The sequence below is a fragment of the Nostoc sp. WHI genome (assembly GCF_015714725.1).
Classification (GTDB): Bacteria; Cyanobacteriota; Cyanobacteriia; order Cyanobacteriales; family Nostocaceae; genus Nostoc.
This window is the reverse complement of the sequence record NZ_WBKM01000026.1, coordinates 1-21,852: the sequence shown is the minus strand read 5'-3', so window position 1 is coordinate 21,852 and position 21,852 is coordinate 1. Positions and strand designations below refer to the sequence as shown.

General features: G+C 43.2%; 15 protein-coding genes. 9 read left to right on the top strand and 6 right to left on the bottom strand.

Annotated elements, in window-relative coordinates:
* Positions 1-300: 300 nt before the first annotated feature.
* Complete coding sequence (locus F8S12_RS02675) at positions 301-1,854, top strand: efflux RND transporter periplasmic adaptor subunit (RefSeq protein ID WP_230967739.1); 1,554 nt, start codon at positions 301-303, stop codon at positions 1,852-1,854.
* A gap of 62 nt (positions 1,855-1,916) precedes the next feature.
* Positions 1,917-5,204, top strand: coding sequence for an efflux RND transporter permease subunit (locus F8S12_RS02670; RefSeq protein WP_196514677.1), 3,288 nt, complete (start codon positions 1,917-1,919; stop codon positions 5,202-5,204).
* A gap of 488 nt (positions 5,205-5,692) precedes the next feature.
* Here the strand turns inward: F8S12_RS02670 and F8S12_RS02665 are convergent, their stop codons facing one another.
* Positions 5,693-6,343, bottom strand: coding sequence for a hypothetical protein (locus F8S12_RS02665; RefSeq protein ID WP_196514676.1), 651 nt, complete (start codon positions 6,341-6,343; stop codon positions 5,693-5,695).
* 335 nt (positions 6,344-6,678) lie between these two features.
* Between F8S12_RS02665 and F8S12_RS02660 the strand changes: the two genes are divergently transcribed.
* Positions 6,679-7,341 carry a hypothetical protein gene (locus tag F8S12_RS02660; protein ID WP_196514675.1) on the top strand — a complete coding sequence of 221 codons (663 nt, stop codon included), beginning with the start codon at positions 6,679-6,681 and terminating at the stop codon, positions 7,339-7,341.
* Here F8S12_RS02660 and F8S12_RS02655 read toward each other — a convergent pair.
* Positions 7,338-8,393, bottom strand: a complete 1,056-nt coding sequence (locus F8S12_RS02655; RefSeq protein WP_196514674.1) for a glycosyltransferase family 4 protein — start codon at positions 8,391-8,393, stop codon at positions 7,338-7,340. The two genes, F8S12_RS02660 and F8S12_RS02655, sit on opposite strands and share 4 nt — an antisense overlap.
* Positions 8,394-9,027: 634 nt before the next feature.
* Between F8S12_RS02655 and F8S12_RS02650 the strand changes: the two genes are divergently transcribed.
* On the top strand, positions 9,028-10,587 hold the full coding sequence (locus F8S12_RS02650; protein WP_196514673.1) for a sensor histidine kinase: 1,560 nt from the start codon (positions 9,028-9,030) through the stop codon (positions 10,585-10,587).
* Between the two features lie 164 nt (positions 10,588-10,751).
* On the opposite strand, the gene F8S12_RS02645 is transcribed toward F8S12_RS02650, so the two are convergent.
* From F8S12_RS02645 to F8S12_RS02635, 3 genes are all read right to left on the bottom strand, one after another.
* Positions 10,752-12,197 (bottom strand): DICT sensory domain-containing protein, encoded by a 1,446-nt coding sequence (locus F8S12_RS02645; RefSeq protein WP_196514672.1) that lies wholly within the window; start codon positions 12,195-12,197, stop codon positions 10,752-10,754.
* A 179-nt stretch (positions 12,198-12,376) separates the two neighbouring features.
* The gene (locus F8S12_RS02640) at positions 12,377-13,879 is read right to left on the bottom strand and encodes a UDP-N-acetylmuramoyl-L-alanyl-D-glutamate--2,6-diaminopimelate ligase (protein ID WP_196514671.1); all 1,503 of its coding nucleotides are present in this window, start codon (positions 13,877-13,879) and stop codon (positions 12,377-12,379) included.
* A gap of 53 nt (positions 13,880-13,932) precedes the next feature.
* Positions 13,933-14,223: a glutaredoxin family protein gene (locus tag F8S12_RS02635; protein ID WP_196514670.1), complete on the bottom strand. Its 291-nt coding sequence runs from the start codon at positions 14,221-14,223 to the stop codon at positions 13,933-13,935.
* A 165-nt stretch (positions 14,224-14,388) separates the two neighbouring features.
* On the opposite strand from F8S12_RS02635, the gene F8S12_RS02630 reads away from it, so the two are divergent.
* The 3 genes from F8S12_RS02630 to leuC all read left to right on the top strand — a co-directional run bounded on the left by F8S12_RS02630 (position 14,389) and on the right by leuC (position 18,575).
* Positions 14,389-14,952 carry a Uma2 family endonuclease gene (locus F8S12_RS02630; protein ID WP_196514669.1) on the top strand — a complete coding sequence of 188 codons (564 nt, stop codon included), beginning with the start codon at positions 14,389-14,391 and terminating at the stop codon, positions 14,950-14,952.
* 706 nt (positions 14,953-15,658) lie between these two features.
* Positions 15,659-16,987: a hypothetical protein gene (locus F8S12_RS40190; RefSeq protein ID WP_230967738.1), complete on the top strand. Its 1,329-nt coding sequence runs from the start codon at positions 15,659-15,661 to the stop codon at positions 16,985-16,987.
* A gap of 184 nt (positions 16,988-17,171) precedes the next feature.
* The gene (gene leuC, locus F8S12_RS02620; protein WP_196514668.1) at positions 17,172-18,575 is read left to right on the top strand and encodes a 3-isopropylmalate dehydratase large subunit; all 1,404 of its coding nucleotides are present in this window, start codon (positions 17,172-17,174) and stop codon (positions 18,573-18,575) included.
* 117 nt (positions 18,576-18,692) lie between these two features.
* On the opposite strand, the gene F8S12_RS02615 is transcribed toward leuC, so the two are convergent.
* A complete protein-coding gene (locus F8S12_RS02615) occupies positions 18,693-18,947 on the bottom strand; it encodes a hypothetical protein (RefSeq protein ID WP_196514667.1) in 255 nt (84 codons plus the stop codon).
* A gap of 122 nt (positions 18,948-19,069) precedes the next feature.
* Between F8S12_RS02615 and F8S12_RS02610 the strand changes: the two genes are divergently transcribed.
* Positions 19,070-21,016 (top strand): DUF4209 domain-containing protein, encoded by a 1,947-nt coding sequence (locus F8S12_RS02610; RefSeq protein WP_196514666.1) that lies wholly within the window; start codon positions 19,070-19,072, stop codon positions 21,014-21,016.
* Positions 21,013-21,345, top strand: a complete 333-nt coding sequence (locus F8S12_RS02605; RefSeq protein WP_230967737.1) for a type II toxin-antitoxin system VapC family toxin — start codon at positions 21,013-21,015, stop codon at positions 21,343-21,345. The genes F8S12_RS02610 and F8S12_RS02605 overlap by 4 nt, the downstream gene beginning before the upstream one ends.
* The last annotated feature ends 507 nt before the right edge of the window (positions 21,346-21,852 follow it).

The window sequence follows — 21,852 nt, the reverse complement described above, 5'->3', positions numbered from 1 at the left end:
CTAAAAAGTATCATACCTTTAGAAAAACCCAGGTTTACCCTATGGGTAGATATCAGGAAACTGACAAATATTTATATTAAGTTTATAATTTGTTAACTGCAAGAAGATTGTCTACCTCTGCGAAAGAAGTAGAGCGGTGAGGATTTTGTGATTTTTGTGGAAAACAGTAGTTTTCGATAAAGAAAATTCCTGTTAGACAGCTTATTCATTCTCACCGTTTTCCGTTAATGATATCTCTCAGAATTACTTGATAAAACACGGCTGTTTAAGCCCAAAAGCTCCCCAATAGGAGAAAAGTAAATGATTTTGGACACAAATAAGCCGCACAAACAGGTGAGAATGACAGATCCCGTAGCCACTAAAGAGCTAATTAATATCAAGTTAGACTCAGTTGTGAAAACTGAGGTGGCTACCGCAGATTTAAAGAGTAGACTTCTTGCAAAAAGCACTTGTGCAACGGGTGGGAAAGGGAAAGAGGGAAATTATTTCCTTTCCTCCACCTCTGTAAGAAGTTTATTAATTCCCTGTTTTGTGGGCATAGGACTGCTGATGGCTAGTTGCGGATCATTACCCAAGGAATCAGCAGATGCACAACCTCAAAATTCTGGTAATGGGCAACGCGGTGGTGCTGCAACGCCTGTAGATGTGGCGATCGCTCGAACTGACTTGCTGCAAAAACAACTAGAATATACAGGTAATACAACACCCTTTCAGATTGTATCAGTGCGATCGCAAGTAGAAGCACGGCTGTTGGCTTTGAACTTAGATGTAGGTGATACAGTTAAGCGAGGACAAAACCTCGGACAATTAGATGATGTACTGCTACTGACAGCTTTAAAGCAAACAGAAGCAGAATTAGCAGCCCTCAAATCAGAAGTAGCAAGAGCAACCAATCAGGTAAGTAATGCCCGTGCAGACGTTGAACGGGCGCGGCTAGAAGTAGTTCAAGCTCAGGCAGACTCACAACGCCAACAGAATCTATTCAAAGCTGGAGCGATCGCTCAACAAACTGCCGAACAAGCACGTACTGAAGCTAAAACAGCTGCTCAAGCATTGCGGGCAGCTCAAGATCAAGTCCGTACAGAACAGCAAGCCGTCGCAGCTGCCCAAGGTAGAGTACTTGCCCAGCAAGCATTAGTTGCCCAAACCAAAGAGCGCAGCTCTTATGCTCGGCTCACATCCCCCATAACTGGCATAGTTATAGAAAAGGTTACAGAACCCGGCAATCTTCTGCAAGCAGGGGGCGAAGTCTTGAAAATTGGCGACTTTAACCGTGTCAAAGTCGTGGTGCAAGTTTCCGAACTAGAACTGTCACAAATTCAGGTTGGGCAGTCTGTACAAGTTCGCTTAGATGCCTTCCCCGATCAAGGATTAATTGGCAGAGTAACACGCATTTCTCCAGCTGCGGATGCTACGGCTCGGTTGATACCTGTGGAGGTAGTAATTCCCAACACTCAAGGCAAAATTGGCAGTGGACTACTGGCGCGAGTCAATTTTGAAAACCAGACACAACAACGAATTGTAGTGCCACAAACAGCTATTCAGAAGGCAAGGGGCAATAAATCAAATGCCACAGGTGAGACGCAAACAAATGTCGGGCAGAATTCTCCACCTAACACATCTGGGATGACAGAGGCAAAGTCACAAGACCAAAGCGGGGCAATATTTGTCGTCAAAGACACAGAAGGCAAAACGCAGGTAACAGCACGAGCCGTAATGTTAGGAAAAAGGGCTGATGGGAGAGTGGAAATTTTATCCGGTTTGCAAGCGGGAGAGCGCTATGTTGTTCGTAGTGGTAAGCCGTTAAAAGAAGGTGACACTATAAGTCTTTCAGTTCTTTCAGAAAAGCAATAGTAGGGTGAGCAATAAGCACCATACCAATAAAAAAAGTACTCAGTAGCCATCAATTTAGGATCATGCAACAGGCAAATAATAATGGCAATGGCGGGTTTAGCGTCAGTGCGATCGCTATCCGCCAACACATTGGCACACTCATGCTCACCGTGGCAGTAATTGTCATTGGGGTATTTTTTCTCACAACGATCCAAGTCGATCTTTTACCATCAATTACCTATCCACGAATTGGCGTTCGGCTGGAAGCGCCTGGTATTTCCCCAGAAGTAGCAGTAGACGAAATTACCAGACCTTTGGAAGAAGCTTTAAGGGCGACTGAGAATGTAGTGCAAGTTTTTTCCCGCACCCGTGAAGGACAGGTAAGCCTCGATTTATACTTCCAACCAGGGGGCGATATTGACCAAGCCCTAAACGATGCTACTGCTGCCTTTAACCGAAACCGAGGACAACTACCGGACACCATAGAGGAGCCGCGATTATTTAAAGTCGATCCCTCTCAATTGCCGATTTATGAATTGGCACTGACATCTGCCTCGTTGCCAGGTAAGGATTTACGCGTATTTGCTGATGAAGAGTTAACGCGGGAACTTAGTGTTGTACCAGGAGTCGCTTCAGTTGATGTGTCTGGTGGTGCTGAGGAAGAAGTCCGAGTGCTTGTTGACTTAAACCGTTTGCAAGCTTTGGGTGTGGGGTTAAATGATGTATTAGATGAATTAACAGCCCGTAACCAAGATACTTCTGGTGGTCGGATTCTGGGGCAAAATTCCGAGCCATTGACTCGGACTGTAGGGCGCTTCCAAAATGCTAGGGAAATTGAAAACCTTTCCTTGGAAGTTTCCTCCTCTTCTGCTACTGTTAATACCACTAATAGCAGTAATACCACTACCACTGCAACTACTACCCCTGCACCTTCCCGCCGCGTCTACTTGCGAGACTTTGCTGAGGTAATTGACGATACAGAAGACCAGCGAGTATTTGTCTACCTCAATCGTCAACCTGCTGTGAAATTTTCAGTCCAAAAGCAGCCTGAGGCCAATACAATTAACGTTGTAGATGCTGTTAAACGGCGAATTGAACAATTGCGGCAATCGGGTTTAATTCCAGCAGATATGACTTTGAGTCCCACCACAGATGAATCTGTCTTCATTCGTAATTCCTTAAATGATGTCATCTTTTCGGGAATTTCTGGGGCATTGTTAGCAGCAGCAGCAGTGTTGTTATTCTTAGGATCATTCAGGCAAACATTGATCATCAGTTTGACGATTCCCCTGTGTACTCTAACAGCGATCGCTTTGATGAAAATATTTGGTCTGACTTTAAATGTATTCAGTTTAGCAGGTCTGACATTAGGAGTTGGTCAGGCAATTGACACATCGGTTGTAATCTTAGAAAACATTTCCGAAAAAGTGGGGATGACTCCCAATCAGAGAGAAATAGGGGCAGAGGAAAAGGGGAAAAATTCCAAATTCTTTATTGACAGTGCCATTAATGCTTCCCAAGAAGTAGAATCTGCTTTAGTTGCTGCTACAGCTGCCAACTTAGTTTCTGTAGTGCCATTCCTTTTAATTGGCGGCTTTATCGCACTGCTATTTAATGAACTGATTCTGACAATTAGTTTTGCAGTCGCAGCCTCCCTTATCGTTGCGATTACAGTAGTGCCGATGCTGTCTTCTCGACTTTTGGGAATTTCCTGGTCTAGTAGGGTAAGTGAATTTTGGCTGCTTAGAAAGTTTAATCACCGATTTGAAGATGCTACGCGGGGATACGGTAACTTTTTAAGCAAAGTTTTACACTATCGGCTCCTCGTAGTAATTGCTGCTTTGCTAATTTTAGGCGGCAGTAGCTTCTTTATGTTTGGTCAAATTCCCCAAGAAATTTTACCACGGATTAGCACTGGACAAGCCACCTTAAGAGCGCAGTTTCCCGCCGGTACACCTTTAGCAACTTCGGAAAAAGTTATGCAAATTGTCGATGACATTTTGCTCAAACAACCAGAAACCGAGTTTGCTTTTACAACTGTGGGTGGTTCTTTGTTTGGCACCAATACTACAGAAAATCCTTTACGTGCCGGCAGTACTATCAATTTAAAGCCAGGCACAGATGTCGAAGTATTCGTCAAAAAAGTCACTCAGGAATTTAACAAACTCAACTTAGCAGGAATTCTGCTGCGCCTCACTCCTGGACAAGTGCGGGGTTTAATTTTGAGTAATTCCCCGGTGCAAGGGTCAGACGTTGACGTGATTCTGCAAGGTGAGAATGAAGAAAGTTTAACGCAAGCAGGCGCACAAGTGCTGCAAGCGTTGCAGGAAAGGGCAAAATTAGCGACATTCCGACCAGATGCCGACCCCCGGCAACCGGAAATCCAAATTCGCCCCGACTGGGAAAGGGTTTCAGCTTTAGGGTTGAGCGCAGGGCAAATTGGTGCAACAGTTCAGACAGCAATTGAAGGCTCAATTCCCACGCAAATTCAACGCGGCAATCGGTTGGTTGATGTGCGGGTGCAGCTAAATAAAGAAGCGATTGCGCGTCCTTCGCAACTAGAGCAGTTACCGCTATTTACAGAAAATAATCAATTAATCCGGCTTTCAGATGTTGCGGATATTCAAGAAGGCCAAGCGCCGGGTGAGGTGCAACGAATTAATCAGCGCCAAGCTTTTATTGTGGCAGGCAATCTCAGCGATGGAGCTAGTCTTGGTGAAGCGATCGCCGAAGTCAATGAGGTACTCCAGGATGTAGACTTACCTGATGGGGTTTCAATTGTGCCTAGTTCTGCTCAAGAAACTAATCAGCAACTTCAGGATGCTTTAAAAACCTTGGGAGCGTTGGCAGTTTTCCTAATATTTGTAGTCATGGCGGTGCAATACAATTCGCTCATTGACCCGTTGGTAATTATCTTCACCGTACCACTGGCATTAGCTGGGGGAATTTTTGGACTTTACATTACCAAAACTGCAATTGGCGCAACTGTAATTGTTGGTGTGGTGCTGCTGGTGGGAATTGTAGTGAACGCGGGGATTTTGATGGTGGAACTGGCGAACCAAATTCGGGAAGAAGTTGGTTGTACTCGCCAAATTGCGATCATGAAAGCTGCTCCTCAACGCTTGCGCCCAATTATCATGACCACAGTCACGACGATCTTAGGACTGTTTCCTTTGGCCTTGGGCATTGGCGAAGGTTCTGAATTTTTGCAGCCTTTAGGAATTGTAGTTTTCTTTGGGATGGCGATCGCAACAATGCTGACATTATTTATCATCCCCTGTTTTTATATTCTGCTGCACGATTTGCTAGGTGGCAATTGGTCAAAGCCAGTGTTAATCCGCTTACGTGGATTTACGAAAAAATGGATTTGAATTGCTGATCAGGATTCAATACAGTTCAGATACAGCGCTTCCTGCTATTATACAATACAGTTTTTCTCCTTGCCCCTCTCCTAGCATAGTTTTCAGTTTTGAAGATGTACCTCATAGCTGCCGGAAGTGCTGTAAGACCAAAATATTTGTAGAGACGGCGATTTATCGCGTCTCAAAAACCCAAAATTTTGTACCAGTAGCCCTTAACTGAACCGTATTGGATCAGGATTAACGCAAAACAGTGTACACAGTTTATCAAATTACTCAAAACAAAAACCTCACCCTGTCCTGACGGACATCCCTCTCCTTACTAAGGAGAGGGACAGGTTTTGCATAGCATAACCAGGGTGAGGTTTCTTTGGGCTATTCGATAAACTCTGTGTACACGTAGGTAGGGAAAGGGGGAGAAGGAAGAACACCTTATTTAAAATAGTTATTAAACAATGCCAAGCCGGTTACTTGCTTTAAAGTAAAGTGGCGTTGCATCGTTAACTCGCTGATGCCTGGTCTATAATCTCCTTAAATCTCTCAATCGCGTCCTTTCGGATCAACTTGAAATCTGAATTTTCTATTTTATTTTCAGCTTGGTCTGTGCCATCAAGATTGAATTTGCCGTAATAAACCCCTACAGGAAAATACAATGGACTACCATTCAAACCTTTCTTAAGGAAAAGAATGTATTTCGCATTCTTGACTAGCGGTTGGTAATCGTCAAATACTTGAAGGAAACTTTTGCCGGTGATTCTGTCTGCAACTATAGCTGCTTGTTGTCCGATCAATAGCGTATCAGAATATGACGCACCTTTGGGCACACGTTGTACTTTAAATTCAGTCTGGGAAATCGCTTCAGTAACATAACCCCCAAAATCACGTTGAATTAAGGGTGTACTTTCCGTGATCGATTGCGTTGGTTTTCCAATAGCGATAATATCTGATTTTGCAATTAAATCCTCTACATCTTTTGGTACAATAATGCTCCCCTCTGTTCTTCTAACTCTCAAACCCTCAACAATTTCAGTACTTGCAGATACTTTCTTGGTACTTTGTGCTAAGGAGTTGGTTGTATTGTTTGCAGTAACTAGACCAGCACCAAAGACCGCGATCGCTGCAATAGTTGTAAAATAAATTCCCTTTTTCATCAGTTCCCTCATGTCGCTTTTAAATTCGCTTTATCGTATGCCTCTACAATGAGGATCTAAATCAAATTTCCAATATATGCATTGCCCGATTTGTCAACACATAAGTTTTAATTTAGATTTTTATAAAGATTGCGTGAAATTATTAGTGATTGTGATACGGCATTACAAAAATTGCTTTATAAATCAACCTATGAGTAGATATAAACTCACTGAGGAGGCACACATTAGCCACTATTTATCTAGCAAGTAGATAGCCGTTTAAAAGTGAGTCTTTGCTGCTTGATTTAACCTACGCGGTATAGCATTCTCTTAATCAATATAAAGAGGACAGAAATATGACTACAATAGCAACAAAAATAGCCTTGGCTATTTTAGGAGCAGCAGGGATTAGTTTTTTGTCTTTGACACCAGCGAGAGCTTTCATTTTAGTAGAACCCATCGTTACAACCGAGAATGAAGACATACGCAAAATGAGAGAACCAAGAACCCTTGGGGCAGATATTCTACCAGGGCAAATAATAGAATATGGTGTCCCAGATCGAGCTAACAATATGCTAAATGGCACTGGCAATAATATAGGAAGCTTAGTCTTTGACTTGCAAACGCTGTTTTATACTAATCCTGATTCTACTCCATCATTTGAGAATGAGCCGGTGCGGTGGGGTGATGTTGATGGAGATGGGAAGATTGGTTTCTCTAGTATTCCTGAACTAGAGGATATCTTTACAAACGTTACTGTCGAAGGCAGCATTATTACTTATAGTGGTGGCGTAATCCCAGACGGAACCGTGTTTTTCAATCGATTCTCTACCCAGCCTGATTTATCACCAGGTGGTGGAATCATTCCATCAGCACCACCCCCACCGGCGGATCAAGATGGGCCGATCCGAGTGAGTGCTTATTACACCGCCATTCCTGAATCAACTAACCTTTTAGGTGTACTAGTCATTGGCGCTTTAGGTGTAGCTTTAAAACTCAAGCGATCGCTACACTGTTAACGTTTTAACTCACGATATACTGTGAGTGTTTCTTGATGGACGCGGGCAACGTTAAGCCGCTCTAGGTTTTGATTTGCCCGTTGTTTCCACTCGTGTAGCATCTCGGCATTACTCAGTAATTTCACTAAAACCTCAGCCAAAGCATTACTATCTTTTACTGGTACTAAAATACCTGCTTGCCCATTATCCAAAGCTTCAGGAATCCCATCTACCTGAGTGCCAATGATCGCTGTTCCAGCTTCCCTAGCTTCCGAAAGTACCAGAGGGCAAGGGTCACGGTGGGAAGCCAACACAAATATGTCACAAGATAAGAGATAGCGTTGAGGTTCCGGCTGGAAGCCTTCAAAATGAATGCGTTCTTTTACAGAAGTTGCTTGTGCCTGGGCTTCAAATAGTTGTTTATCAGGGCCATTTCCTACCAAATAAAGATGCGTTTGGGGAAAATCTGAGGCAATTTGTTCAAAGGCAGCGATTAACTCAGTAATTCCTTTACGTTGATACATCCCGGCTACAGTAGCGATCGCTGGACGCTGTAACAGCAAAGGTTGATAATTCTGTATTTGTCGGGTGCGGGGACTGCCTAGAGTACCGTTACATACCACCCGCAACTTGCCTTCTGGGACACCGCGCCTTGCCATAGAATCTCGCACAGCCTTACTAACGGCAATTACCCTGTCAGCTAAACCCATCAGCAGGCTGGAACGCTGAAATTCGTTGTGTACTGTGGAAACTAAAGCATATTTATGCCCTTTAAAAATGCGTGCTAGAATGACGCCTGTCATCATGTGTGCATGAACAATATCCGGCTGAAATTCTGCTGCGATCGCTTGGTAATGGATAACTGCTTTGATAATATTTATTGGTTTCCTAGTTTGGTCTAGTAAGTAGTGTTTGATGCCACAAATATTTAGTAATGTCTCGTATTCACCACCAGCAGAAATAACCGCTACCTCATGACCAGATTTTGCTTGTAAACAAGCAAGATCCACAGCCACATTCACAATCCCGTTACCTATTTCTTGAACGTGGTTCAAAATATGGATGATTCGCATAATTTTTGAGATATGTATAAAAAGTTAAAGATAAGTAATTGAGTGGAAATCAATACAATTGTTGAGGTTTTCAGTGACTACTCAAAAGTAGCCAGTAGTTAGCCATTCGCACTTATAATCAGCTACTTAGCTTTAAAGACTTATTCAATCACGGCTTAATAAATCGGGGTAAAACTTCAAAATATCTGGTTTTGAAACCTAGTTTATTTACTCCACCAAGTTTAAAGCCGTTGTAATTGCTAATTTACTCAAAAAAATGCGATGTCTACGACGGGCTACACAATAACCGCTATGATCGTTTTTACTCAGGACTTACGCAAACAATAGCCAAAACCCTGATTTTTAGGTAGGGGCAATTCATGAATTGCCCCTACAGCGTGTGGTTTTGCGTAAGTCCTATTACTACCAAACCGTCGGTCTAGAAAGCAACAACACAGTTTGCCGCCACGCGCAACGCGGCTGTTGTTCAAAGAACTGGTAAAAATGCCCAATAACTCATGACAGGGGAAATTGCGTCCGAATTGTTCGGTTCTACGACTGTCACCAGTACACAAATGCCTATAACCTCTTAAGTAGTAGTGAAATGTCTACCCTAGACGCTGTTAGTCACTCTCGAATTAAGGGGTGAAAACTTGTGTACAAATGGATATTGCCAAGCCTGAGCGAAATCTTAGCTGAAAATCAATCAAGTGTAGCTGAATGTTTACCTGTCAAAGCAGAACGGCAATGGCGTGTCAGCCTAGCAGCGACAGAACATTTGCTATTGAATACTTTAGCGGCTGCTTCAACAGACAAAATCCAAGGATTAGTTTTAGCTGCACCTGCACCCTTATTTAGTGAGCCAAAACTGACTCAAAGCCTACAAACAGTAACTTTTACAGCAAAACCATTTAATCCCTTGGCACTGATGCCATTTCAGATGCCAGATGCGATTGCATCAAAAGATGATGAAATCGCTTCCCATGAGTCGGTACTTCCCTTACTACCTGCTGATCCGCTAACGGCAGAGCAGTTTTGCTTGGTTTTTACAGATAAATTTAGATTAGTGCTGGTTTTAGCAACACACAAAAACGGTAAAAAAACTTTTTCATTTTCTTTTGAGCCAGAGATAGTGCAGCAGGCTTGGCGATCGCTGGGAGCAAGGGTAATGTTGGCTAATCCAGAATTTTTTGCTCAGTTGGATGTGTTAGTACAACAGTACTCTCAGGTAGTACCAGATTACCGGATTGTGATTCAGTTTAGCCAGTTGTTGCTTCAGGAATTAACAGAATCAGAAGAGACTGGGGACAAGGGAGACAAAGAAAATAACCTATGCCCAGTGATGTCAGTTGCTTCTCCTGTGGGTGACGCTACGCGAACTCAAGTCACCTGCAACGAGAAACCCGTCTTTAGTTCTGGCTCGCCAACGTACTGGCTTACCAATGACACCACTTGCTTTAAGTCGGCAAAGCCGCCCAACGGAATGGCTTCCCAATCCCCAAATCCCGATGTGGAATTACTCCAAGCCTTTGCTCACGAAGTCCGCACTCCTTTGACAACTATTCGCACTATGACTCGCCTCTTGCTGAAGCGACGAGACTTAGATGCTAGCGTGATCAATCGCTTAAAAATTATCGATCATGAGTGTACTGAGCAAATTGACCGCATGGAGTTGCTATTTAAGGCAGCAGAATTGGAAACTAGTGCCTCGGTAAAATCCTCAAAAACTCAACTCACGCCGATGTCTTTAGATCAAGTGTTGCAGCAGAGCATTCCCCGTTGGGAACAAGCAGCGCATCGGCGGAACTTAACTTTAAATGTTGTTTTACCCCAACAACTACCAACAGTGGTGAGTAATCCTACCATGCTGGATCAAGTACTCACTGGTTTGATAGAAAATTTCACTCGCAGCTTACCCCCTGGCAGCCATATTCAAGTACAAGTTATCCCGGCGGGAGATCAACTGAAGTTACAATTATCGCCTCAATTCAGGTGCAAAGACACAAGTAAAGCCGCTATACCTGCAACGCCACCAATTCGCAAAGCCCTTGGTCAACTACTGATCTTCCAACCAGAAACGGGTACCATTAGTTTGAATATGGCCGCAACTAAGCATTTGTTTCAAGCGATCGGTGGCAAACTAATTGTCCGCCAGCGCCCACAATATGGGGAAGTATTGACGATTTTCCTTCCATTGGAAGTTAGCAAGCATTGACACTCCCCGCAGCTATTGCCGAGGGGATTCTAGATTCATAGACTTGTCTGTTCGCGCAGCTTCTCCCAAGGGGAGAAGTACGAAATATGCAACTGTGTTGCTGTTTCTCAGGGGTTTTCAGCATTTCCCTTATAAGCAGAAGCCGGGAGTTAGGAGTTAAAATATCACTCATTTTCTGTAGCGATCGCTCGTGGGGCGTCGCCAACACTAGCTAGTTGCACTGTAAAAGTAGAACCTTCATATAGTTTACTTTTCACAGAAATAGAACCACCACAGCGCACTAACAACTGCTGGACAATCGTTAAACCCAACCCAGCACCACTATGATCTTCAGTTACTCCTGTCCGCACCCGATAAAAGCGGTCAAAGATTTTGGGAATCTCGCTTTCAGCAATACCGATACCTGTATCGCGGAATTCTAATTGGACATAGTTACCTTGAATACGGGCACGCACCCATACTTTACCTCCTTCCGGGGTAAACCTAATACTGTTTTGCAGTATATTAATCACAATTTGCCTCAGACAACCACTCACACACCAAACAGATGGGAGTTCGGGGGGTACGATGTAGGCTAAGATAATGCCTTTTTCTTGGGCTATAGTTTGATAGGTACTGACTACTCCAGGCACAATATCTGAGACACGCACCGACTCTAAAGTGGCCTCCTCCAAATTCCGTTCTAGCTGCACCAGTTCCAACAAACCAATAATCAGGGAATTTTGGTGATCGCACTGGGTATTTAACATTTGTAAATACCGTTGTCGCTGCGGGGGTTTAAGATTGGGGGAATTCAATAATGAAAGTGCTGTCTTCATGTGCGTCAGGGGTATACGCAGTTCCTGACACACATTTTTCAGGTATTCATCTTTGAGTTGCTCTTTATTGTACAGTTCTTGATTTTGCTGCTGCAATTTGGTGGTGCGTACTGTAATAATTTGACGATTAATTTCATCTTGTCGTAGGAGTTGTTTTGCCAACAATTGATTCATAAGTGCGGCTTGGGGCACAGTTGGACAAATAAAACTAGCAGGTAAAATTGGCGATGATTCTGGCGCGATTGCTTTTTGGATACCATCTAATGCTTGCTGAATTATTCTCCCCTCAACAGTAGTTATAATCAGCAACGGCTGGTTTTTATTAGTATTTACCTTCCCTGATGCCTGATTTTTGCGTTTTTTAAGTGGTCGATGAGCCAAAATTAAACTGCAAAACTGGGGCGATAACACCATCAGAAAGTTTTCCCGTCGCATTTGGCTATCTGGTGGGAGATGAACAAGGACATCATGGGGGGATGAGGGAGTATTTTCTCCCCCGACTTCCCCTCCTCCTACATCTCCCTCTTTCCCCTTCTCCTCGATCTTAAAAATATAAATGAGACTAGACGCACCTACCGAAGATTGATAACGTGCTAATTCTGATTGCCAAATTTTTTCTGGTGGTAGCTTCACCCATAAAGTGGCTGCAATTTGCTGCTCAATTAGTAAGTCAATTTGCGCTCTCAGCAGTGATAGCAGAGTAGCAGGACTGAGGGACAATGGTTTAGGAGGCGCTTGCACTCCCATAACCAGTTGATAAACAGACAGATCCTTAGCCAGAGAAACATTCATGAGTCAAGCAGAACAAGGGTGAAGCAAGAAATAATTCTGTCTTCGATTTTCACCTTTATGTGTACATCTTTTACAAAATTCCCACGGAAAGAAACATGAACTTGAAGTTGTAGTTGATTTTCATTGTGTGGAATACACATTTTAGGGTAGCACAGTTAACTGTGCGTCCCTACTTAGAATTAAGCTTGGATGTTCAGTCTTTGGTGTAAAGCATCGCGTGCGTGTTCTCGGTCGTCAAAATGGATTTTTTCAGTACCGAGTATTTGGTAGTCTTCGTGACCTTTACCAGCAAGCAGCACTCCATCACCGGGTTGTGCTTGTAAAATAGCAGTCCGAATTGCGATCGCTCGATCACAAATTACCGTTGGCTGTACTGTTTGGGCAATTCCCGCCAAAATATCCTCCAAAATCCGTTCTGGGTCTTCAGTCCGGGGATTATCTGATGTCACCACTGCCACATCAGCTAAGTCAGCAGCGATTTTACCCATTTTTGGCCGCTTAGTGCGATCGCGATCGCCTCCACAACCAAACACACAAATCATCTTACCAGGTATAAACGGACGTGCAGCTTTCAGCAAATTTTCCAAGCTATCAGGCGTGTGGGCATAATCCACAATCACGCTAATATCCTGATCAGGAATAATCTGTACCCGTTCCATCCGTCCGGGAACACCTGGAAATTCAGGTATCACAGATGCCACTAACTGCAAATCTAGCCCTAAGTGTAAAACTGCTCCGACAGCTGCTAAGAGATTTTCTAAATTATATTGCCCAACTAAAGGCGATCGAAAAGCTACATCGCTATGAGGCGTATGCAGCGTACCACTGACACCATTGGGTTCGTAACTTAAATCACTCATCCACAAATCAGCGCTGTTATCGTTGACACTGTAACTCCAAACCCGTTTGGAATCCAACGACGCAATTAACCGCTTTCCGTAGTCATCATCAGCATTAATTATCGCCCGTCCCTTGAGATAATCAGAGCTAAACAACAATGCTTTGGCAGTAAAGTAATCTTCCATGTCGCTGTGGTAGTCGAGATGGTCTTGCGTAAGATTACTGAACACCCCTACCTCAAATTGACAACCCAACACTCGACCCTGTGCCAAAGCGTGGGAACTTACTTCCATTACTCCGAACTCACTACCAGCATTCACAGCCTCAGCTAGCTGCTGTTGCAGTTCCACCGCGAAGGGCGTAGTGTGGGCAGCAGTTTGCTCAAAACCTGCCCAACGAGTGTAGAGTGTTCCCATCAAAGCCGTAGCTAGATTAGCTTTGATCAGCAGAAATTCAATTATATGAGTAGTTGTAGTTTTGCCATTCGTACCAGTCACGCCTACCAGTTTGAGTTTTTGCCCCGGATAACCGTAAAAAGCACTGGCTATCTGGGCACAAGCTTGAGTTATGTTACTTGCACTGATAACCACAGCTTCATTTGTGGGAGGATGTTTCTGTGCCGCTTCAGGAGAAATGATCGCAGCTACAGCACCAGATGCGATCGCACTCTGCCAAAATTCCCCACCATCAACCCGCGTTCCTGGCATCCCAATAAACAAATCTCCCACACCGCAAGCATGAGAATTCGTCTTCAAACCCCTAACTTCCACATCCTCTAAAGCCGGATGGTTAGGCAATTGCTCAACACTATCTACCCCTGTTAGTAATTCCTGCAATTTCATCTTGTGAACCCTCGTCAGATGCTTATCTTGCGCTTATTCTGCATTATTTTTTTCTAATTAGCTAAATATTTACGTAACATTTGCTCCAACTGCTGCACACTAGCACGAGGAGAAGGACGCGGCAAAGGTGACTCACGCAAATTTTCTTTCTCTGTCCCCTCTACGCTTCTGCGGTTCGATAAATAAAGTACTGGCACTTCATACTGATACGCAGCAAACCAATCTTCACGAGTCGTAATATCTCGAATTTCCAACTCAAAACTGAGATTTTGGATTTGTTCTAGCTTTTCCTGCAAACCCTCACATAAATGACATCCAGGTTTACTGTATAAAATTAATCGCATTTGCTTTTACTAAATTTGCATACATCAAATAGACGCGATATATCTCGTCTTTACAAGTCATAATAGGCATATTAGTTATATAATTGCTAATTTTAAATTTGAGAAAATTCAGCAGCTTCCTGAGACTCAGAACAAGGCGTGATTTTACACAAGGAGATAACGACCATGACTCAAGTCAAATCTCAAATCACACTAGAAGAATTCCTCGCACTCTCCGAAGGGGAAGGGGATATCACCTACGAATTAGTTGATGGCGAGGCAAAACCCAAAATGGCACCAAAAAGATTCCATTCTAGGCTAACAGGCACAATCTACACACTTCTAACCCTGTGCGTACAAAATCGTGGTGAGGTTGGTATAGAGTGGGCAATTACTTTAAAACGTAAAGGTCGAGACTGGGCACCAATACCAGATTTACTCTATATCTCCTACTCTCGGCTCAACAGTGACTTAATTGAGGATAAACCTTGTCCCATCCCTCCAGACTTAGTTATTGAAATTATCTCTCCTGACCAAAGTTTTGGAGAAATGAGCGCAAAAGCTATAGATTACCTGAATGCGGGTGTCATGAGAGTTTGGGTTGTGGATGCAAAAGCTAAAACAGTCACTATTTTTTATCCTGATGCACCGCCTCAAACAAAAAGTGGTGCAGATATTCTAGAAGATTCCCTACTTGAAGGGCTGCAAATTACAGCCGAACAAATTTTTCAACAAGCAGGAATTCCTTAAATAATTCGTAATTCGTAATTCGTAATTCGTAATTACCCCTCTTCTGTCACTCTCCGAAAACATTTGCCTTTTCTAAATTCTAGAGCTTTTGTATAGTAAGCGATGTCTACGACGGGCTACGCCTACGCACGATTTTTTTCTAATAACAAATACAGCACCAATTTTTTTCTAATAAGATAGCTTGTATTGATTACCTGATCAGGCTTCTAGCGATCGCTCTCTCGGAGAGTGACAAAAGAGGGCTAAAGTTTGCCCTCGCAAAGTCATTTGTCGCGCCAGCAGTTGTTTTGCCTCTGTCACCGAGCCGTGGTCTAATGCAGTGTGGGCGATCGCTGCACTTGATTAACTAAGCCACGATTAAAATTTCTTCAAATTTAAATTAAACTTATACTTATTTTTACCAAAAGATTAAGTAAGTATCTTATCATGGTCAATGCCAAGATGAGTTTTTCAATTTAGTTAAGTTTCTGGGCGTTGCTCAATTGAGGTATGAATCCAAGTGCAAAGACGTTATGCCAAAACGTCTCTACAATAAATAATTTTAGTATTATGTAAAATTATTTTCATAGATGGAATCAGCAAGGGCAAATAATATTACCTGATGTTTATTTGATTGAAGATATCTAAACAATAAAGTAAACGGAATTCTTGCTGTCAAGCAATTTTAAGTCCAAGAAACAGAAATTTTTCACATAGGATTTTTCAGATGGTTCAAGTCAACTTTAACATTTGGGGTAACGGTTCTATCAACCGTTCTGGAAGCATTAGTTCTGATGCACCGACCTATGTTGTTATTCATGGTTATCAAAACACTGGTGGTAACGCAGGTAATAATTACAACCCCGCCGACTGGATGGAAAACATCGCCCAGACCATTCGACAGCGCGAGTCTAATGCTAATATCATTCTTTTAGATTGGGAGGAAGGAGCTAGTTCGTTGTTTTATCCTACTTCCGCAGGTAGAACGCGCGATGTCGGTAATCAATTGGCTACATACTTAATAAATAATGGCGTAGATCCCACTTACACCAATTTGATTGGGCATAGTTTAGGAGCGCACGTTGCTGGATTTGCTGGCTCTGCCTACCGTCAATCTACTGGGCGTTCTATTGCTCAAATAGTAGGATTAGATGCAGCCGGACCTGAATTTGAAGGCAAAGCAGCGAGCGATCGCTTAGATCCAACCGATGCAACGCGAGTAACATCTGTCCATACCAGTGAAACTCTGGGCTATGATGATCGATTGGCTACCTTGGATGTTTATGCCAACTGGAATGACCTCTTCCAGCCCGGACAGTGGAATTTTGCTGGTAATCATAGCTATGCCCACACCCTCTACACAGAATTACTCCAAGGCAATAGCTTTCTTCAGTCCAACGGCACTCTGTTGAACTTGAACACAGTAGTCAATGCTGGATTTACTGGGCAGAACGATGCCAGCACTAAAAACAATAAAGGTATTTTTGCTCTCAATCTTTCGGGTACTACTAACAACGACACTCAAGCGGGTGGTGCAGCCAATGATACCATCGGTGGCAATGCCGGAAATGACTACATTACAGGTGGCGATGCTAACGATTCCCTCTTTGGGGATAGTGGTAACGATCTTCTGTATGGGGGGCGTGGTAATGATTCTGTCTTCGGTGGCACTGGTAGCGATCGCGTGTTTGGAGATGACGGTAACGACCTGCTGACAGGAGCAAATGCAGCAGCCGGAAGAGGTATTGGTGAATTTGACCGCTTGACTGGTGGCAATGGAAGCGATCGCTTTGTGCTGGGTACTACTGTGGGTGTCTTCTACAGCGATGGCAATATCAGCACTTCTGGAGTAGGCGACTATGCTTTAATTGCTGATTTCAATGCCTTGGAAGACACGATCCAATTGTCTAGCAATAGCTATAGCTTGGGAGCAGTGCCGGTTGGTTTGGCTACAGGTACAGCCTTATTTGTAAATGAAAGTAGTCTCGAACTAATTGCGATCATTCAAGGCTCTACTAATCTCAGCCTTAGTGCCAGCTATTTTGTAACTGTCTAAGACATAATCTCAACAATCCACAATTAGAACCTCGTTTCCAGCCTCTGGCTGGAAATGCACCTCATTGCGGCTCTGCCGCGAATCAGGAAGGTGGAGAAAGTAGGCATTCCCAGTCAGAGACTGGGAACGAGGTACTATATTTTGATACTATTTAAAACTGGACTCTTTAAATATTGATTGACGTATGAGCAAAGGTACCCTGTTTGATAAAGTTTGGGACTTACACACCGTTGGTACACTTCCCTCAGGACTGACGCAACTATTTATCGGGCTTCACCTAATTCATGAAGTCACCAGTCCCCAGGCTTTTGCAATGTTACACGAGCGAGATTTAAAAGTACTGTTTCCAGAGCGGACTGTTGCTACAGTCGATCATATTGTGCCGACAGAAAATCAAGCACGTCCCTTTGCCGATCGCTTGGCAGAGGAGATGATCCAGGCGCTCGAAAAGAACTGTCAAGAAAATGGCATTACCTTTTATAATATTGGTTCTGGTAATCAGGGTATAGTTCATGTCATCGCTCCAGAACTTGGGCTTACCCAACCAGGAATGACGATCGCTTGTGGAGATAGCCACACTTCGAGTCATGGAGCCTTTGGTGCGATCGCATTTGGCATCGGTACTAGCCAAGTCAGGGATATTCTCGCTTCCCAAACCCTTGCTCTCTCGAAGCTGAAAGTCTGCAAAATTGAAGTTAACGGCAGTCTGAACCCAGGAGTTTACGCCAAAGATGTCATCCTGCATATCATCCGCACCCTTGGCGTTAAAGGTGGCGTGGGATACGCCTACGAATTTGCGGGTACGACATTTGCACAAATGAATATGGAAGAACGGATGACTGTCTGTAATATGGCCATCGAAGGCGGTGCTAGATGCGGCTACGTTAATCCCGATCAAGTAACTTACGATTACCTCAAAGGCAGAGATTTTGCTCCCATTGATGCAGACTGGGATAAAGCAGTGGTTTGGTGGGAATCCATTAAGAGTGATGTTGATGCCCAGTACGATAATGTAGTAGTATTCGACGCTGCGGAAATTTCTCCTACTGTCACCTGGGGGATTACTCCTGGTCAAGGTATCGGTGTCAACGAGTTAGTGCCTCAGCCGGAAGAACTGCTTGAAGAAGACCGATTTATTGCTGAAGAAGCTTACCTTTACATGGATTTATATCCTGGTCAACTTATTAAAGGTACTAAAATTGATGTCTGCTTTATTGGTAGTTGCACCAACGGCAGGATTAGTGATTTGCGAGAAGCTGCGAAAATCGCCAAAGGTCGCCACGTTGCAGAAGGAGTTAAAGCCTTTGTTGTCCCCGGTTCTGAAAGGGTGAAGGAAGAGGCGGAAGCTGAAGGACTAGATAAAATCTTTCAGGAAGCCGGATTTGAGTGGCGTGAACCAGGATGTTCGATGTGTTTGGCCATGAACCCCGATAAGCTACAAGGAAGACAAATCAGCGCTTCCTCATCTAATCGCAATTTTAAAGGAAGACAAGGTTCATCTTCCGGTCGGACATTGCTAATGAGTCCGGCGATGGTCGCCACTGCTGCAATTAAAGGCGAAGTTTCTGATGTGCGCGAGTTGCTGTAATTTCTCCCCGGCTTCGCTATTTCGGCATTGCATAAATGCGGGATGAATTGAGATTTTTTACCAAGGCTAAAGATTGATTCTTTGCGCCTTTGCGCGAAACAAAATTCATCCCATCAATCAGCAACGCCCAGCAACACCGTTTTTTCTTTTGACCCGCACCTTAGATGCATCGACGTGCACCTTAGATGCATCGACGTGCACCTTAGATGCATCGACGTGCACCTTAGTTGCATCGACGTGCACCTTAGTTGCATCGACGTGCACCTTAGATGCATCGACGTGCACCTTAGTTGCATCGACGTGCACCTTTGATGCATCGACGTGCACCTTAGTTGCATCGACTTGCACCTTAGTTGCATCGACCTGCAACAATTAACTTACCCTATATTACGCAGTAACTCTAAAAGAAGCGGTTAATATTGAGGTAGAGCGAACAATAGCCTAATCTGCTTGAAATTTAGTATGGCAGGTATATAAAAAAGTGACTTTAAACCATGTCATTATTAAACACTCCCCTCACTAAAGAAGATTTTATTAACTCTCACTGGCAGGACGTAGTTAATAGCACCGAGAGAAAAGAGTGTCTGACTTACAACAAAGTCTTCTGGAACAAAGCACAGGCAGCAAAAGAGGCAGGAAATGTCAAAGAACAGTCTGTATTTGAGATTCTGGAGGTAGTGACTGGTGCTGCAATCCAACCGCGATCAAATGAAGAGTTTTTGGCTAAATTTGTTGAGTGCTTGACAGATGAACATCTAGATTTTTTGGCTGAGATTGTGGATGAAGTCTCAAACCCAGAGCTTCAAGCACGAATTGCAGATATTCTCTGGACTAGCAAACGACGTGACTATTATAAAATGGCGCAGTTAGCAGTCACAGATTACTTAAAATCTGCCGCAGAATTAGAAGATCCTGAAAACGAGACTTTATGTTTCGCTAGAATTGAACGGGCGCTCTGGCTAGCACGCAAAATTAATCATAATTTTGAAGATGTTGTTGCACATATCGAAAAAGTTCTTGAACGCTGCAATGGAGAAGATCCAAAGTTTTTATCAGCAGAGCTTATGGAGCTTTTGCAAGAACACAAACGCGGTAATTTTAATAAATATGCTGCTTTAGCTGAGAAAGCTGCAACTCTATCAGAATCAGCAAATGATTGGCGTAGGGCAAGAAATTATTGGGAAATTAAAGCACAATGGCATCGTCTTGAAAAAGATGCAGAACAGGAACGTGCAGCGCAAATGCAGGCTGCTGAAACCTATGTCAAAGAAGCTGAAGATAGCCTTAAGGGTACAGATCCAAGCTATCTCCAAGCATCACCTCTTCTGCAAAAAGCTTTTGAAGCTTTTATGAATGTCCGAGGTACTAAGGAAGAAACTATCGCTGCAAAGGAAAAAGCTGAGGAGGTTCGCAAGCTTCTTAGCCAGTATCAGGAGCAATCCTTAAATGAGTTAGTTTTTATGTCTCATGAAACAGATATTAGTGTTCAAGTAAATATAGCCAGATCACACGTTAAAGGTAAAGAATTTGATAATGCACTCTTTTATCTAGCATTTCTAGGAACACCACATAAAGTCTCTCACCTTCGACAAGAAGTCTTGAAAATAGCTGTTGAAAATCCCATATCTCATTTATTCCCATCTTCAATGATTAATCAGATGGGTAAAGTTGTAGCTCATCAACCCAAGTTAGGCTTATCCAATAATCCAGAGCAGGTAGAAGAATCAATTCGTTTTGAGATGTACAGGAATGCAGTCTTCTATCAAAGACTTCACGCCCAAGCTTATATTAAGCCTGCAAGGGATCAAATAAATCTGGAACATAGTGTACAACTAAAAGACTTCTTTCCATTGGTTTTACACAACCCTTTTGTGCAACCTGGGAGAGAATATCTATTTGCCAAAGGGCTTTACGCTGGACTAACCGGAGACTTCTTCACATCCACTCATATTCTCATTCCTCAAATTGAAAATTCTGTCCGTTATTTACTCCGAAAACACGGTGCTTTACCCTCAAAAATTGATATCGATAAGGGAATCGAAAATGAGCGTGATTTGAATACTACTCTTTTCTCCCGCAACTATCCACAAATAAACTCAATTTTTGATGAAGATACACTTTTTGATCTCCAAGGTTTGTTAATTGAACGTTCTGGTTCAAATTTGAGAAACCGCATGGCTCACGGTTTAATTAATGATGGTGAGTTCAACAGCCCTATTATGTCTTATTTATGGTGGGTTACATTACGGCTTTGTTGTTTGCCAATATTGAAACAGCCACAGCAGGTTGAAGAGTCCAATCCTTGGGTTAACTTTGATGGTCTTTTCAAAGATGACCCACTTTTTGATGATTTTGTAGAAGATATGGCTGCAAATCGACGTGAATTAGATGCAGAAGTCGCTGCTTATGAAGCTTCCTTAGAGGAGAATCAGTCAGCTTGAGCCAATATATCCTCGATACCGATCATGTTACTCTTTCTCAACATGGTAATTCCAAAATTTTACAACGCGCTCAAGCTGTCGGAAGTTCCAACATATTTATTACAACAGTCACACTCGAAGAACAATTGAAAGGCAGACTAGCTTCTATCAGTAAGTGTGCGACTAAACCAGAACTGCTAGCGGTTGCTCATCGAAATTTGCGAATAACCCAGATTTATTTTTGTACGATGAATTTGCTGGAGTTCGATGATGCAGCCTACAATTCCTACCAAAGTTTGCGCCAGCAGAAAATCCAGGTAGGTACGCAAGACTTAAGAATTGCTGCGTAGGCGTAGCCCGCCGTAGGCATCGCTCTGGCTAACCAAGCAATTGTCGTTACACGTAATCAGAAAGATTTTAGCAAAGTTCCTAATTTATCTCTTCAGGATTGGACTATGGATGGGTATTCTTAATTGCTTAGATTTTTGTTGCTACTTTGAAAGAAACTAGCTTTGCGATCGCAATCTCAATTTGTAACTGCTTTGTTGCATACAGGCGGTGCTATCTCCGAAAAATTGCTCTCCCTAAATACCCCTTTTTTAAGGGGGATTTAGGGGGATCTAAAACGTTTTGCTACCGATAAGAGGACTTTTCAAACATCTTCTAAGTAGGGGTTGAGTTTTAGGCTTAACTGAACTGTATTGCCTTAGTTGCATCGACGTGCACCTTAGTTGCATCGACGTGCACCTTAGATGCATCGACGTGCACCTTAGATGCATCGACGTGCACCTTAGTTGCATCGATGTGCACCTTTGTTGCATCGATGTGCACCTTAGATGCATCGACGTGCACCTTAG

Coding starts and splice junctions, on each gene's coding strand:
- F8S12_RS40190 (WP_230967738.1), top strand. CDS start 15,659: ATGGTTCAAGTCAACTTTAACATTTGGGGTAACGGTTCTATCAACCGT.
- F8S12_RS02640 (WP_196514671.1), bottom strand. CDS start 13,879: ATGAAATTGCAGGAATTACTAACAGGGGTAGATAGTGTTGAGCAATTG.
- F8S12_RS02675 (WP_230967739.1), top strand. CDS start 301: ATGATTTTGGACACAAATAAGCCGCACAAACAGGTGAGAATGACAGAT.
- F8S12_RS02630 (WP_196514669.1), top strand. CDS start 14,389: ATGACTCAAGTCAAATCTCAAATCACACTAGAAGAATTCCTCGCACTC.
- F8S12_RS02635 (WP_196514670.1), bottom strand. CDS start 14,223: ATGCGATTAATTTTATACAGTAAACCTGGATGTCATTTATGTGAGGGT.
- F8S12_RS02670 (WP_196514677.1), top strand. CDS start 1,917: ATGCAACAGGCAAATAATAATGGCAATGGCGGGTTTAGCGTCAGTGCG.
- F8S12_RS02655 (WP_196514674.1), bottom strand. CDS start 8,393: ATGCGAATCATCCATATTTTGAACCACGTTCAAGAAATAGGTAACGGG.
- F8S12_RS02645 (WP_196514672.1), bottom strand. CDS start 12,197: ATGAATGTTTCTCTGGCTAAGGATCTGTCTGTTTATCAACTGGTTATG.
- F8S12_RS02660 (WP_196514675.1), top strand. CDS start 6,679: ATGACTACAATAGCAACAAAAATAGCCTTGGCTATTTTAGGAGCAGCA.
- F8S12_RS02610 (WP_196514666.1), top strand. CDS start 19,070: ATGTCATTATTAAACACTCCCCTCACTAAAGAAGATTTTATTAACTCT.
- F8S12_RS02665 (WP_196514676.1), bottom strand. CDS start 6,343: ATGAAAAAGGGAATTTATTTTACAACTATTGCAGCGATCGCGGTCTTT.
- leuC (WP_196514668.1), top strand. CDS start 17,172: ATGAGCAAAGGTACCCTGTTTGATAAAGTTTGGGACTTACACACCGTT.